Annotated in this window: 10 protein-coding genes and 1 tRNA gene; 6 read left to right on the top strand and 5 right to left on the bottom strand. The window is 43.1% G+C overall.

Annotated elements, in window-relative coordinates; genetic code table 11:
- The gene (gene dnaG / locus EHO59_RS14920; protein WP_135589259.1) at window positions 1-1,791 is read left to right on the top strand and encodes a DNA primase; all 1,791 of its coding nucleotides are present in this window, start codon (window positions 1-3) and stop codon (window positions 1,789-1,791) included.
- 11 nt (window positions 1,792-1,802) lie between these two features.
- The gene (gene rpoD / locus EHO59_RS14915) at window positions 1,803-3,569 is read left to right on the top strand and encodes an RNA polymerase sigma factor RpoD (protein WP_008589554.1); all 1,767 of its coding nucleotides are present in this window, start codon (window positions 1,803-1,805) and stop codon (window positions 3,567-3,569) included.
- Between the two features lie 213 nt (window positions 3,570-3,782).
- Here rpoD and EHO59_RS14910 read toward each other — a convergent pair whose 3' ends face one another.
- Window positions 3,783-5,390, bottom strand: a complete 1,608-nt coding sequence (locus EHO59_RS14910) for a glycerol-3-phosphate dehydrogenase/oxidase (RefSeq protein WP_135589258.1) — start codon at window positions 5,388-5,390, stop codon at window positions 3,783-3,785.
- A gap of 62 nt (window positions 5,391-5,452) precedes the next feature.
- On the opposite strand from EHO59_RS14910, the gene tyrS reads away from it, so the two are divergent.
- Together tyrS and EHO59_RS14900 are read left to right on the top strand one after the other, a co-directional pair.
- Entirely contained in the window at window positions 5,453-6,670 is a 1,218-nt protein-coding gene (gene tyrS, locus EHO59_RS14905; RefSeq protein WP_135589257.1) for a tyrosine--tRNA ligase, read from the top strand.
- 15 nt (window positions 6,671-6,685) lie between these two features.
- Window positions 6,686-7,885, top strand: a complete 1,200-nt coding sequence (locus EHO59_RS14900) for a polysaccharide deacetylase family protein (protein WP_135589256.1) — start codon at window positions 6,686-6,688, stop codon at window positions 7,883-7,885.
- Between the two features lie 98 nt (window positions 7,886-7,983).
- On the opposite strand, the gene EHO59_RS14895 is transcribed toward EHO59_RS14900, so the two are convergent.
- The 4 genes from EHO59_RS14895 to EHO59_RS14880 form a co-directional block, all read right to left on the bottom strand.
- Window positions 7,984-11,319 carry an efflux RND transporter permease subunit gene (locus tag EHO59_RS14895; RefSeq protein WP_135589255.1) on the bottom strand — a complete coding sequence of 1,112 codons (3,336 nt, stop codon included), beginning with the start codon at window positions 11,317-11,319 and terminating at the stop codon, window positions 7,984-7,986.
- A gap of 39 nt (window positions 11,320-11,358) precedes the next feature.
- Window positions 11,359-11,895: a peptide deformylase gene (def, locus tag EHO59_RS14890; protein ID WP_135589254.1), complete on the bottom strand. Its 537-nt coding sequence runs from the start codon at window positions 11,893-11,895 to the stop codon at window positions 11,359-11,361.
- Window position 11,896: 1 nt separating this feature from the next.
- Window positions 11,897-12,583, bottom strand: a complete 687-nt coding sequence (locus EHO59_RS14885; RefSeq protein WP_135589253.1) for a hypothetical protein — start codon at window positions 12,581-12,583, stop codon at window positions 11,897-11,899.
- 54 nt (window positions 12,584-12,637) lie between these two features.
- A tRNA-Ala gene (locus EHO59_RS14880) sits at window positions 12,638-12,710 on the bottom strand.
- A gap of 61 nt (window positions 12,711-12,771) precedes the next feature.
- On the opposite strand from EHO59_RS14880, the gene EHO59_RS14875 reads away from it, so the two are divergent.
- Both EHO59_RS14875 and EHO59_RS14870 read left to right on the top strand, forming a co-directional pair.
- Window positions 12,772-13,077: a hypothetical protein gene (locus EHO59_RS14875; protein ID WP_135589252.1), complete on the top strand. Its 306-nt coding sequence runs from the start codon at window positions 12,772-12,774 to the stop codon at window positions 13,075-13,077.
- A gap of 10 nt (window positions 13,078-13,087) precedes the next feature.
- Window positions 13,088-15,856, top strand: a complete 2,769-nt coding sequence (locus tag EHO59_RS14870; RefSeq protein ID WP_135589251.1) for a SpoIIE family protein phosphatase — start codon at window positions 13,088-13,090, stop codon at window positions 15,854-15,856.
- The last annotated feature ends 1 nt before the right edge of the window (window position 15,857 follow it).

Genomic DNA, 15,857 nt, shown 5'->3' with positions numbered 1-15,857 from the left:
TTGCAGTTCCAAAGGGAATTTATCGAGCGTATTCGTAGGGAAGTTCCCATCGAATCTTATATTAGCCGATTCGTACCTTTGCAAAAAAAAGGGAGAAACATGGTGGGCCTTTGTCCATTCCACCAAGAAAAGTCTCCTTCCTTTAATGTTTCCACTGACAAGCAGTTCTATCATTGTTTTGGCTGTAAGGCCTCTGGCGATATCTTCCAGTTCGTAATGAGCTATGAGAAGGTGGACTTCCAACGAGCTAAAGAGGTTCTCTCCGAATACTCGGGCATTCCAATCATAGAAAAAGGAAAAGAGGAGATCGAAAGAACCGAACTTCTCTACAGAGTAAACAGAAAAGCTCTACACTTCTTCCAAGAAAATCTAAGAGGACCACAGGGCCTTGCCGCAAGAGAGTATCTAACGTCTCGCGGATTGGGAGAGGAGATACAGAAATCATTTCAATTAGGATTTGCTCCTGCCGGATTCCAGAATTTAATCCCAAAAGTATTCTCCTCGAGAGAAGAAATAAAGGCAGCACTCGAAGTAGGTCTGATCAGAGAATCTGATAAGGGAAAAGAGCCTTACGATTTCTTTAGAGAAAGGATCATGTTCCCAGTTTTCGATCTTTCCGGAAGGGTGATCGCATTTTCCGGAAGGATAGTCGGTCCAGGCAAAGAAGCTAAGTACGTGAACAGTCCTGCTTCTTCCATATTCGATAAGGGAAGGACTTTTTATCATCTTCATGAATCCAAAGAATTCATCCAAAAGTCGAGAACTGCGATTTTAGTGGAGGGATATTTGGATGTGATCGGTCTCGTAGATAAGGGGATCGACAACACGGTCGCTTGTATGGGAACTGCAGTTACCGAAAATCATATTCGTACGATTAAGAAATTCACCGATCGATTTCTTTTGGTCTTAGACGGGGATTCCGCCGGAAGAAAGGGCGCTCTCCATGCCGCAGAACTCTGTCTAAAAGAAGGGTTGGATTGTTTTGTGGTACTTCTTCCGGAAGGAAAGGATCCATTCGATCTTTCCAAGGAATTGAACCGCCAAGAATTGCATAAATTACTAGACCAGCCGATTCCTGCTTCTTCCTTCGTGGTAGAAGAACTCCTGGAAAAGGCGGATTCCAGAGCGCTTCCGGAAAAGAAAAGAAAAGCGCTCAATAATCTCTATCAGTTCCTAAAAGGCTTTAATCGGGACTCCGATCGTGAATTCTTCCTAAGCCTGGGAGCCAGACAATTAGGCATCAGCATGGATGCAGTTTTACGGGATTATAAGGGAGGAGGAGCCAAGTTTGCCTCTCCCGGGTCCGATAATAATAGGGAAAAAGCGCAAAAGAAAGCGTCCGGACCAAATCCCGCAGAAAGTTGCGAACGCAAGATTATCGCGCTTTTGGTCAGAATGAATTCTCTTTTTCATTTTTCCGAGGAATTATCCGCCTTGGAATTCTTGGATCCTAAAAGCGCATTTTTATGGGACTTTTTATATACAAGATACGCGAGCGAGGAAGAAATATCTCCCGCGTCCATTCTTTCCTCGGAAATCCCGGGTGAATTTAAGGAAGCAATCGCTCCCTTCCTTTTGGAAGAAACGGAAATGGCTCCTGAAGAAGGAGCAAAAGTTTTTCAAGGTTTGCTAAAGCAGCAAAGAGTCTTCGTCATAGACGAAAGAATGAGTGAATTGGACTCGGACTCTTCTTTAGAGCAAATGGAAAAGCTTACTAAACTGGCATATTATAGGACCGAGAAGGCGAAACTCTTAGAGAATATTCGCAATGAGAACTCGGGCGTAAGATAGGGGACCGCAGAATGGAAAATCTACAAAGCATGCCGGAAGTGCAGAAGATCATTGCGATAGGAAAGGCGAATAGCGAAATTTCCTACGACGAGATCAACGAGATACTCCCGGACAAGATCTTAAACTCGGAGAAGATTGATGATGTATTCACTCTTCTACACGAGATGGGAATTGAGATCGTAGAAGAATATACGAGAAAATCTCTGGAGCCGGCAACTTCTATCTTGCCTAAAGATGATCCGGCTCTTCCAGTAAAACCGGCTCGTAAAAAGAAAGAGACTGCTTCCTCAGCAGGCGGATCGGAAGATCCTATCCGTTTGTATCTGAAAGAGATCGGAAAAGTAAATTTGATCTCCGGAGAGACAGAAGTATTTCTCGCTAAGAAGATCGAGAAGGGAGAGAAGATCATTGAAGAAACGATCTTAGGTTCTTCTATCCTGAGAGCGAACTTCATCAAACTTCTTCCTAAGATTCGCAGCAAGAAAACTAAAGTGTACGATCTCGTCCGTGTGGACAAGATGTACGCGATGAATGCCGAAGAGGCGAAGAAATTAGAAGAATTATTCTTCAAGAATATCTCCGTCATCCAAGAGCAAGAAAAAGTACTCCAAGAAGCTCAGTCCAGGATCCGCAAGTATTCAGAGAACTCTAAGAAATACAAAGAGTTCAAAGAGAAAATAGATATATCCAAAGGAATCATAGACACCGCGGTTCGCGAGCTGGGAGTTTCCCAGAAAGAGATCCAGAAGATCTCTCAGAAGATCAAATCCATGGTCTTCCGAATTAAGGAAATCGATCGTCATTTCTTAAAGATCAAGGCTCAGTACGGATACGACGTAAAAGATATCAAAGCTTTCAACCGCTTCATTGAGAAGAATGAGAAGTTGGAAGATATCGAAAAGATGATGGGAGTCTCTATTGATGAGGTCCGAGAAGTCATCAAGGATATCCGCAACAATGAGCGTAAACTCCGTCGTATGGAGCAAGAAGCAGGTTCTTCTGTCCAAGAGATCAAGGACTGGGGCGAAAAGATCATCAAGGGCGAAAGAGAGATCGCTCAGGCTAAGAAGGAACTTGTTAAGGCAAACCTTCGTCTCGTGGTTTCCATCGCAAAACGATATGCAAACCGAGGAATGCATTTCTTCGATTTGATCCAGGAAGGGAATATCGGCCTGATCAAGGCTGTGGACAAATTCGAGTATAAGAAAGGATATAAATTCTCCACTTATGCAACTTGGTGGATTAGACAAGCAATCACTCGTGCTATTTCTGACCAAGCGAGAACGATCCGTGTTCCTGTTCACATGATAGAGCAGGTGAACAAAGTGATCCGCGAGACCCGTCTATTCGTACAGGAATTCGGTAGAGATCCTTCTAACGAAGAGATTGCGGAACGTTTGGGATGGCCTGTTCAAAAAGTAAAAGCAGTTAAGAACGTTGCCAGAGAACCAATTTCTCTCGAGATTCCTGTCGGTTCAGAAGAAGATTCAGAGCTCGGGGACTTTATCGAGGACAAGGATGTGGAATCTCCAGTGAATTCTGCGGCTTCCAGTATTCTCGCAGAGCAGATCCGTCAGGTTCTTCATACTCTTCCTGCAAGAGAGCAGAAGGTCATTCGTATGCGATTCGGTTTGGACGACGGATATCCTCAGACATTAGAAGAGGTCGGATACCAATTCAAGGTAACCAGGGAAAGGATTCGTCAGATCGAAGCGAAGGCTCTTCGAAGACTGCGTCACCCGTCTCGCTCCAAAAAACTGAGAGATTATATCGATTGAGATTTTGATCTTCGGATCGAAGAATAGAACGATATAAACTGAATTGTTCTAAAGCAAATGAGAACGTAAGCGAAGAGTTTACGTTCTCATTTTTATTTTCGAAGCATTCAATTAGATAAGCGAGATCAGCAAAGTTTTAATAAACGGCAAAAGCAAAAAGCCGTTTAGATTTGAAGAGATCTCAATCACTGCGACTTTTTGCTAAAAATTGAATTACTTTCCGTTATAAGTCGTTTTTAAAGAATCGATCAAAGAAAGCGCTTCTGCTTCTTTCTCTTTTCTTTCTGATTCCTTCCATCCGAGCCCTTTTGCTAAGATCGTAGAAATTGGTCCGGCAAGTTTTGCTGCGAGTTTTAGATCTACGAATTGGACTCTGAATCTTCTCGCAAGAACATCTGTTACGCTCAGCGCGAATTCCTCTTTAAGGAACCATTCCACTTCTTCTTTGAAGTAATCTACACCCTTAATCAGTGGGGTTGGAGATTTTCCGAGCACTACAAAAACTTCTCCTCCGTAATAGTTCTGGAGTCTTTTGGCTCCTTCTTCTCCCACCTTGTACATCTTTTGGATCTCTTGGTACAAGTTCTCCGAGTATCCTACCTTGCCGGGGAATACATGAGTGGCGGTTCTGGATCCTCCATAATTCTCGAGTCCACCTTCTACCAAGACTCTATCGATCAGATCTTCTGCCATCTTTCTGTAAGTGGACCATTTTCCTCCACCCATAGTAACTAGCCCGGAAGGAGAGACTAAGATCACTTCCTCTCTGGAAATATTCTTTGTATCTTGGTTTCCTTCGGGAGAGATAAGAGGACGAATCCCGGCAAATACGGAAAGTATATCCTTTTTCTGAAGAGGCTTTGCAAGATAATCGGATCCTGTCTGCAATAGGAAATCGACTTCCGATTCGAGAGGCATAGGATCTTCCGTTACCTCATGGATCGGAGTATCTGTTGTCCCGAGCACAACATGGTCTTCCCAAGGAATCAGGAACACGACTCGTCCATCCTTCGTTTTCGGAATAATAAGTGCGGTATTGCAAGGGATGGTTTCCTTCTTAAATACTAAATGAATTCCTTGGCTCGGAGAAAGCACTCTGTATGTTCTTGGATCGTCCTTTAAACGGATATCGTCCACCCAAGGTCCGGTTGTGTTTACGATTACCTTAGCCTTAACGATTCCAGTTTCTCCCGTAAGAAGGTCTTTGATCTTTCCTCCCACGATCTTCCCATCTTTCTTTTGAAAGGACAGAAGCTCGGTCCTACTCAGAATATGCGCACCTTCTTTAGCGGCAGCCCTTGCAAGATTTACATTCAAACGAGCGTCATTGAACTGAGAATCATAATAGAGAATCCCGCCAGTAAGTCCTTCCGATTGAAGAGCAGGAAAATCCTTTAGAACTTCTTCCTTAGAAACTCTTTTATGAGCGGGAAGCTTTCCTCTCCATGCAAGAATATCATACATGGTCATTCCAATACTGTAATATGGTTTTTCATACAGCTTGTAGGTAGGAAGTATGAAAGGAAGAGGTTTGACCAGGTGAGGTGCATTTTCCAGAAGCCTTTGTCTTTCTGTAAGAGCCTCATGGATTAGTTTAAAATGGAATTGAGCGAGATAGCGGACCCCGCCGTGTATAAGTTTGGTGGAACGGGAAGAAGTTCCGGAAGCGAAATCCGATTTTTCGAGAAGGGCGACCTTCAATCCTCTCAGGCTGGCATCCAAAGCGGCGCCAGCTCCGGTGGCTCCTCCGCCTAGGATGAGGATGTCGAAGTTTTCCTCAGTGAGTTTTTGGAATCGGCTTTTGCGATCGTGTTTTTGCATATTTCGGGTCTTCCTGCTTTACACGCTGATTTCGGTAGGTGAAATTGCAATAAAAGAGCCAAATGGAACCTAAAAAACAAATCGAACTTATCCGACGAGGCACCGTCGACCTAATTAGCGAAGAGGAACTTACCTCCAAGCTCACCAAAAAGAAATCATTAAAGATCAAGGCCGGTTTCGATCCCACGGCTCCCGACTTGCATTTAGGGCATTTCGTACTACTTAGAAAGTTGCGCCATTTTCAGGAATTGGGTCATGAAGTGAATTTTCTTCTGGGCGATTTTACCGCCATGATAGGAGATCCTACAGGAAAATCCGAGACCAGAAAACGTCTCTCCAAAGAAGAGGTGCTCAAGAATTCGGAGACTTACCAAAACCAAGTCTTTAGAGTCTTAGATAAGGACAAGACCAAGATCGTTTATAATTCTGCCTGGTGTGGAACATTGAAATTCGAGGATGTGCTCGTTCTAACTTCCAAGTATAGCGTGGCTCAACTCTTGGAGAGAGACGATTTCAGTAAGCGTTATAAGAGCGGACAATCCATTTCACTCATCGAATTCCTCTATCCGTTGGTCCAAGGCTATGACTCTGTGGAAATGGAAGCCGACGTAGAGATAGGAGGGACGGATCAAAAATTCAACCTTCTTGTAGGAAGAGAGTTACAAAGAGAATACGGAAAAGAAGCACAATGCGTTCTAACTTTGCCTCTGTTAGTTGGCTTGGACGGAGTCAAGAAGATGTCCAAGTCTTTGGGCAATTATGTGGGAATCACTGAAGAACCGATCGACATGTTCGGAAAGTTAATGTCCATCTCCGATGAGCTCATGTGGAATTATTTCGAATTGCTTACAGATCTTCCGATGGAATCCGTTTCGGAAAGAAAGAAGGGCATCCAATCCGGAGAATTGCATCCTAAGGAAGTAAAAACGGAACTTGCAAAATTAATAATGGACCAATTCTCTTCCTCAGAAGCGAATTCTCAGGCAATTGAAGAATGGAATAAGGTGCATAATCCTAAGGCTAGGGCCATTCCTGAGAATATCCAGGCAACAGAGCTTGGTCCTGAATTCTTCGCAGAAAGTGAAACTCCTCAGCTTAGCTGGGTTCTTGCCAAATTGGGCTTTGTTCCTTCCGTTTCAGAGGCGAGAAGGATCATCAAATCCGGGGGGATTTATGTCGACGAAGAGAAACTCACGGACGAAAAATTTACTCTCACTAAAAACGCAGAGTACTTGATTCGCCAAGGCAAAAAAGGAAAATTCATTCGTTTGGTCAGTTGACGAAAGACGCCTAAGATGCTCAGCGAAGAAGAAGAATCAGTTCTATCCAAAACGATCCGAGAGATCCAAGATACGGAAATTGAATCCGAGGTCTTGGAAAAGAAATTTCGTCAGATCCGGATCGGTACCTCTCTTATTTTCTTTCTTGCCTTGAGCCTGACCACTGTATTTGCACTTGCTCGTCGTTTAGATTCTCTCCAAAACACAGTTGAAAAACAAAGTCAGGTAATCACTGGGCTTTCCGAAGATATTACGAGTCTTCGTTTGGAAGAACAACAGAGAGAAGAAGAGGTACTTCGTTTCAAATCGTCTCTTCTGGATGATGTTCCAGAAGGAGATATGACAGAAGAGATAAATAAGAATCTTGCTGCCTTACAACAAATCATACCTAAGCCAGGAATCGGAAAGAATATCAGCCGAGGAAATCCGAATTTCAAGGAGATCGCACTTACTTTCGATCTAGGAACTGGCGAAGATCTTCAGATACTTTACGATTTTATGATCCGTTTTCCGATCAAGGTGACTCTTTTCGTTTCCAATGAGAATCCGGCAAAGAAGGGCGGATCTCTATTCTCCAAGACGAATTTATTGTATCTTAAAAAATTAGCTCATCTTCAGGGAAGGGTGGTCTTCGGAAATCATACTTGGAGCCATTTTAACTTACCCCGCAGTTTGAAAGAGCCTTCTCTTAGAAAACGAGCGCTTTTAAGTTATGTTTCCGACGAGATCCCTGATTTCAACGTTCTTATGGAAGAACTTACTTCTGTTGAAGAGAAATACAAGACGATCACCGGAGATACATTAACGAAGTATTATAGACTTCCTTACGGAGCAGTGGACCAGATCATCTTGGATGTGTTTGCAACCCAAGGCTATGAAAATCATATTTTCTGGAGCAATAATACTGTCGGCTCCCTAGATGTTCCCGACTTCGTTTATAAAAAGTACATCACGAAAAGGGATCCGGTTACCGGAAAAACAAAGCTCATTCAAAATCCTCATTATAAAAATAAAGAAGAGATGTTGGACTTTCTATACCGTTGGGAGGCAGCAGACAAGAGCGGGATGAATGGCGCGATTATTCTAATGCACCTTGGCTCTCCCAGACAATCCGAGAAACTTATCTATATCCTTCCGGACTTTATCCAGGCAATGCTGAATAAGGGCTATAAGTTTATGACAGTTCCAGAAGTATTAAATGACAAGCAGGATTGAGAATACAGTCCTGCTCATGCCCAAGTAAACGATCCTTCCATTTCAAATAAGCTGCCTTTGAGAGGAATCTATTCTTCCTTGTAAAGGCAGCTATAAGATTATTTTTTCTTTTTACCTGTAGGACTCGTTGTGTAACTCTGAGGTTCAAAGTAATGAACAGCGGGACTTGCTATCTTTTGTTTTTTGCCGAAGATCTGCTCTATTTTTCCTGAGAACCAGGTTTGGTATCTATATAGATGCAGATAGAAAACTGGGACCATGATCAGAGTGATCAAACTCGCGAAAGCTAATCCCCAACCGAATGCAAGCGCCATCGGAACTAAGAAAGGATCGAATCCACCAATCCCATAAGCAGTCGGTAATAATCCTAATACAGTCGTTACCGTTGTTAGGATTACAGCTCTCAAACGCAAATTTCCAGTTTCTAAAAGAACATCCATGATGTCTTTATTCGGATTTTCTCTTCGCAATGAATTTGCAAAGTCCACAAGAACAATGGAATCGTTCACAACGACTCCTGCGAGTCCTACAATTCCTAGAAATGCGAGGAATCCGAAATATTCTCCATGAGAGACAAATGCCAATATCACTCCAATAAAGGAGAAGGGGATGGCGCTCACAACCACTGCAGGTTGCAATAAGGAGCCGAAAAGCGAGGCCAGAATTATATAGATAATAATAAAGGCGGCTCCAAATGCGATCCCAAGAGAGGCAAAGGATTCGTCCGTGTCTTTATTTTCACCACCGAATCGGACCGTATATCCAGGATATCGATCGAGAATCTTTTTCTCATCTGCAAGTTTCTTTGCTTGTGCATTTGCGAGTTTAGGATTCGTACTCTTTCCGGTTAAGTTAGCCGAAACAGTTACGAGCCTTTTTCCATCCAAGTGATTGATATTGGAAACCCCTGGATTCTTTTGCATGGTAACCAGGCGGGAAACCGGGATCATCTTTCCTGCGATATTTGAAACAAAGACATGGTTCAAACTATCTACGGATTTACGATATGTTTCTGGAAAACGAACCTTTACTTCTACTTCTTCGTCGGTGCGCTTGATCTTGGTCGCTACCGTTCCCTGGAATGCAGTATTAATGGCCTGAGCGACTCGGAACACCGAAACTCCCGCAGTAGAAGCAAGAGATTCGCTGACTCGAATTCGGACTTCGTCCTTTCCTTCGTTAAAATCATCCGCTACATCTGCGACGCCATCGATCTTTGCGAGTATATCCTTATAACTTGCTGCGATCTTCAGAAGAGTATCGTAATCGTCTCCTCGTATTTCTATGGCAACCGGCTTTCCTACAGGTGGACCGCCTGAAACTTTTTCGTATTCCAAAGAGAGAAGTCTTCCTCTTAAGGAAGCAAATTCTTCAGGGATCACAACAGGTTCGTGAGAATCGCAATCGTCTTTCTGTCCCTGTGCTTCTTTTTGGATCTTCTCTTCTTCCTGCTTGCGAGAAGTTTCATTCAATAACCATAGCGTTCTCTTTCTCAATCTCTTGATGATATCGTCCGTCTTATGGCATTTTTTTCTATTCTCTTCGGCAGTAAGGTAGGCCATTACCATTCCGAAATGCTTTCCTCGTTTCGTGAAAGGATCATTTGGATTGGCTTGTATGATTCCTACTCGGGTCGCGTAATTCTCCAAATCTTCTTTCGGGATCGTGGCAATCTCTTGTTCCAATACTTTTAGATAACGATACGTTTCAGGAAGGCTAGATCCTGTTTTTGCAGAGACCTTTACATAGAACTGGTCCACAGAGCCCGGAAAGAGTTTGAACCTAGGATACCCTGCAAGGATCACAAAGCTAGCAATCAATAGTCCAAAGACTCCCCAACTCATGATCCAAGGATGGTTCAAAGCATATTTTAGGACTGGAATGTACTTAGTGTTTCTGAATCTAGCGAACCAACCGGATTCTCCCTTGATCTCTCCCGACTTTACATTCCGTTTATTAATATCATATAAGTGATTCGGAAGAATAAAGAATGCCTCGGAAAGGGAAGCGCAAAGAGCGATGATCACCACGAGAGGAATACTGAATACGAACTTCCCAAAGATGCCCGACATAAAAAGCATAGGAGCAAATGCGGCAATCGTAGTAGTAACCGTAGCAGTCACTGGAGAAACCACTTCTAACGTGCCCTTTAGAGTCGCTTCATAAGGAGGAAGTCCTTCCTCAATATAACGGTACACATTCTCGCAGATAATAATGGCATCATCCACCAAGATACCTACGACCAGAACCAATCCGAACATGGAGATCAGATTTAGGGTAAGACCAAACTGGTTCATCAAAATGAATGTTGCCCCAAAAGAAACCGGAATTCCTAAGGCGGTCATGAGTGCAACTCTCCATCCCAAGAAGAAGAAGAGGGACGCGGTCACTAATATCATTCCGAAGGTTGCGTTCGAAATGAGAACGTTTAATCTTCTTCTAATATACTTGGAGAGATCGTTTACAAATGCATATTCGAATTCAGGATTGCCTTCGCCGAATTTATGGATGGTGTTTTTCACCTCATCCACTACTTTGATTGCATCTGAACTTTGTCGTTTCAAAACGGTAAGAGCGACAGTCTTCTTTCCGTTTACATTTTCTACGTAGTCCGCTTCTCTTAAGCCTTCAGTAACTCTGGCAATGTCTTGGATGCGGATTGCATTTCCGATCTCATTTCCTCTTACATGGACCTTGGAGATCTCATCCGGAGTATCGAATTCTCCGATTGTTCTAAGGATAACTTCTTTTTCCAGGCCGGTAATATTTCCGCCAGGAACGTTTACGTTACGATTTTTTAATGCGTTGATTACATCTTGTCCGGTCAGATAGAGCCCGTTCAGACTTCCAGGTTGAATATCCACCTGCATCTCCGTCTCTCTCCAACCTCTTCGAGCAACTTTTGCTACGCCGGAAATATCCAGCAATGCCTGCTCGACTATCTTTGCCTGCTGGCGTAGCCTCTTCTCCGCCTCAACGGATCCGTCATCTTCTTTCAGAGTAACGGAAACTTCTATAACGGGAGTACGTGCAGTAGTGATCTCCGTAACGATCGGATCTTCGGCTTCTTCCGGTAGATCTTCCACTCGATCGATGGCTGACTTTATATCATCCACGACTTTCTGAGTATTCTTCGTGTCCGGATCCAATGTGATTACGATTCCAGATCTTCCTTCGATAGAAGCGGATCTGTATTCCTTGATCCCGTCCACTTCCTTGATCGCTTTCTCCAGAGGATTCGTGACTAACTTCTCTACCTCTTGGGGAGAAGCTCCCAAATACAGAGTAGAAACGGAAACAATATCAAAGTTGATATTTGGAAATGCCTCTCGATTCATTCGAACTGCGGCAAGTCCACCGAAGAAAATGATCAAAAAGGTGAGAAGGTTAACGAAGATAGTTTTCGATAGGAAGTATTCTAGGATAGTTTTCATATGATTTCTTTTAGCGAACTAGATTAAGAAGAAGGGGCTTTAGTCCAGGATCGGACCGCTGAATTCCATGGAATCATTGAAACCGAACATTTTGGTGCTCTTCAAGCGGTCTACGTATAGTACTCCGTTTAAATGATCACATTCATGTTGATAGACGACTGCTTGATACCCCTCGATGACCTCATCGTGAGCGTCTCCCTTTTCATCCATCCATTTCATTCGGATCTTATTCGGTCTTTCTACGTATCCTCTCATGCCAGGAACGGAAAGACAACCTTCCCAATTCCCATCCACGGATTCAGTGATCGGAGTGATTTCAGGATTGAGAAGTATTCTTTCTGGAACCTTGGAGCTTGCAGGCGCTTCGTCATCCGGTTCGGAGCCCACTACCACGATCTTCTTCAAGATCCCGATCTGAGGAGCCGCCAATCCCACGCCATCCGCATGTCTCATTGTATCAAACATATCACGGATTAGCTTTTTGAACTCTTTGGTGCCCAATTCATCCGGATTTACGAGTTCACTCGTTTTTCTGAGAAGAGGATCGCCGATTTTTAAAATTTTACGCACTGACATTTTAGAACCTAGTCCTAGTGCCATTTTTTGCCGGTTTTTGCACACCAGATTTCAAAAAGGATTCTAACATTTTAGATAATATTTGCGAGCTAGGTTCTGAAAAATTGGACTGTAAGTTCTCCCAACGATAAACAGAAGTAGAGACGGAAAGATTTTGCAAGGCCGACGCCTGGGATTCTAAGGGTCCGACCGTTCTCGGAAGAATGATCCCGCAAGGAACCTGCGCCTTTTCGGAGTACAAATCCTCCTTCTCCAAACCGTTCCAAACTTTTTCCAGGCCGAAAGGATCGAAGAAGAAGCGAGGAATCTGGATAATATTCCTAAGAAACCAATCCGCCTTTTCTAAAAGGGGAAGGCCATACCCGGAAACTGGTAATGGATTTGGGAAAATTAGAAAAACGGAACTCACTTTTTCGGGATTCTCTAATACAAATGGCCAGAGTATCCGAGCGGAAAAGCCTTCCGCAATCAGGATCTGTTTCTTTTTCCGAGAGTTCAGGAATTGGAAGATTTCTTCCGGAGAGAATCCTGAGAATTTTTCGGGAGCTTCCGCAATGGTTAGATAATATTCGGAAGATAGTTCGGGAGAAAAAGATCGGTCGAAAGAACGTAAGGGGTCCCGAAGCCAAAGTACTTCGTCTCGTTTCCGATTACCTCGGCTTGTAAAAGTCCAGCGATTGTCCTGCATAAGTCTTGACAGTGTTCACGAAAAGAAACTATCTATTAGGTTGCGCGGAGCGTATGGAGACGAGGGGAATCGAACCCCCGACCTTTTGAATGCCATTCAAACGCTCTCCCAACTGAGCTACGTCCCCGCGAATTCCAAATTGGTTTTTCAGGGACCACTGTCAATAGATAATTCTTAGGAGCAATCGGATGAGCGATTCCGTCGAGGAACTACAAAAAAAGATAAAAATCCAGAACGACATTATCAAAGGTTATGAGAAAGTTCTGAGATTGAATGAACAAGAATTAGAGAATGCGGATGAGATCATTCGTATGTATGAGACAATCATACAATACTCTGGACAGGAATTAAAAAATGTTAAAGAAGCATTCGATGCTACTTCAATCGTGACTAACTTATCCAGAGATGAATTGATCACCGCAATGACCAAGATCAAAGATCTAGAACTTGCCAATAAAAAATTAAGGGAAGAATCCCTGAAATTCCAATCGTAATTTTCCAGCCTTGACGACCCCCAAAAAAAAGGAGACACTACTTAGAAGTCGACCCGACGGCTCCCTCTTTCTAGAGGAGGGGCTCGGAGTCTCCGCGATCTTCGACAGCTTTCTTAGAGAGTCCATGGCGCTTACAAGAGCGGAAGTCGGAGGAATTTTCGCAAGGACCGAGTCTGGACAGATACGACAGATCTCCGGCAAAAACGAAAAAGATCTGATCGAAGCTGCTCATTGGGCATTTTCAGATGCAGGCAAGGATCTTTTATTAGAAAAAGGTAAAACTTCTCCTTGGGGCAAACAATCCAGTAAGTATCCGATCCTAGTATGTAAACTAAAGGCAGAAGACGTAGACGGTTCTCTGCATAAGAATAAGTCTAGTTATGCGATCCTAGTACTATTCGGAAAGATTACTGCAGACAGATTCGCTAAGACAGATTTCGAACTTCTTCGTACAACCTGTAAGACTGTAGGAAGACTTCTAAAAGAGTCTCATGTTTCTGGTGATGCTTCTCTTGTGACCCTTTCTTTACTTGCTACCACTCAATTAGTGTTGGAGGCAGCGCAAGCAAAGAGACAATCCGAACGTTTTGACTTTTTACTTACGGAAGTCATTCGCGTTTCCGGACTGATCAATTCTTCCTTAGATCTTTCTCAGCTTTTGGAAGCAATCATGCTTTCCTCTAAAACTGTGTTTCGAACGGAAGCATGCAGTGTTCTTCTCTTAGACGAATCAAAGGAAAATCTGTATTTTCATACCGTTTTAGGAGAGAAGAGCGAAGCAGTTTCTAAGATGAAAGTCCCGGTTGGCAAGGGTGTCGCCGGTCTCGTAGTTCGAGAAAGAAAGCCTATCATTATCAATGATGCTCAAAACGATGATCGGGTTTACAAGGAAGTAGACAAAGCATCTCAATTCACTACCAGAAATATTATGGCAGCACCGTTAGTCGCGAACGACGAAGTGATCGGTGTAATCGAGGCGATCAACACGGTAGATAGAGAAGCATTTACTGGAGAAGATCTAGAATTATTTTTAAGCTTTTCCGGAACTTCTGCACTTGCGATCCAAAAGACTGGACTTCTCCAGAACTTGGAAAATGCAAACCGAGATCTCAGAAAGAAAGTCTCCGAGCTGCAGTCCTTATTCGAACTTTCCCAAGCAGTTAGCCAATCTAGCAACAGACTAAGTCTAGTCCGAAGATCTATTCGAATGATCATCCGAGAGCTGGATGCAAGTGTCGCAGGTATTTTTCTCTATAGCCTAAGCAAGGAAGATCATGTAAACTGCGCTTATTTCGATGGGAATAGAGAAAAAATAGATCGGGTATTAGAATCCGAAATGGAAGGAACACAGATCCTTGCTAGCATCAAAGAAGGATTGCCTGTATTAAAGAGAGATATCTTAAATCAGCCTTTTCCAAAAGAACTAGATAGAAGATTCTTAAGAGGTTCCTATATTATCGTTCCTTTATTCTTGTCCAGTGGGGAACCTTATGGAGCCGTAACTGTAGGAGATAGAAAGGATAAACTCTCTTACCAAGACTCCGACTTCCGACTATTGCAAACCATGGCCTCTCAGTTCACCAAGGGATTTGAGGCGTTTCGTCTGAGAAACGAAATGTTGGAGAAGAAAGCAATCCAACAGGAGATGGAGATCACTCGAAAGATCCAACAAAACATTCTTCCTTCCGAGAAATCATTTCATTCTAATTTCGACTTGGGAATCTTATCTGCTCCAGCCAAGGATGTGTCCGGAGACTTTTATGATTATTACCAATACAGCGACGGACAATATTCCTTTTTGATCGCGGATGTATCCGGAAAGAGTTTACCTGCGGCTTTATTTATGGCGATGAGTTCTTCTATCATTCGAACACTTGCCCGAAATCATGATCTAACACCTGAAGAAATATTAAGACAAGGGAATGAGCTTATTTTCGAAGATTCTCATTTCGGAATGTTCGTGACCGCGTTCTTCATTCATTACAACCCATCTCTGTTTACGATAGAATACGCGTCAGCCGGTCACAACGATCAGGTCTGGATTAAAGAAGATGGTTCTTACGAATTATTAAAAGGCCAGGGTCCTCCTCTGGGAGTCATTCCCACCGCAAAATACAAAGGGGGAAATTTCCGAGTAAAACCGGGAGATATCTTCGTTCTTTATACGGATGGAGCGGTAGAAGAAAAGGACTCTCAGGGAAATGAATTCGGTCTAGAAAGAATGATCGAAGAGATTCAATTGAGACGACATCTTCCCGCTAAGAAAATCGTGGAAGAATTGTATCACACGGTTCGGGATTTCTCTGCTGGAAAAGAACCTTTCGACGATTTTACCGTACTTCTTCTGAAGTACAATGACGATTTCCAATTTTTTAGGACCTTTGACGCGAATACGGCTCAAATTCCGATTTTTAGAGAGTTTATTTACGATACGATCAAGGTAAGAAATCTACCGGATTTCCTAAGAGATGATATACTTTTAGCCTGCGATGAGGCGGCGACGAATATCGTAATGCACGGTTACCAGGATACTCTCCTCCGAAATCCGAAATTCGATTGTAAAATTCGGTTCACTGAAGATTCTATCACGATCGTATTGACGGATTCCGGAAGAGGATTCGATCGAAGGACAGTCAAAGATCCTTCCATTGAAGAAAATCTTTCTGGAAAAAGAAAAGGCGGCTTCGGCGTTTATTTAATAGAGACGTTGATGGACGTTGTGGATTATAAAATCGAGGAGGGAAGAAATGTTCTTACTCTCCAAAAATACTTTCGTTAAG

The sequence above is a fragment of the Leptospira semungkisensis genome (genome assembly GCF_004770055.1).
Lineage (GTDB): Bacteria > Spirochaetota > Leptospiria > Leptospirales > Leptospiraceae > Leptospira_B > Leptospira_B semungkisensis.
This window is presented reverse-complemented; position numbering and strand designations above follow the sequence as displayed.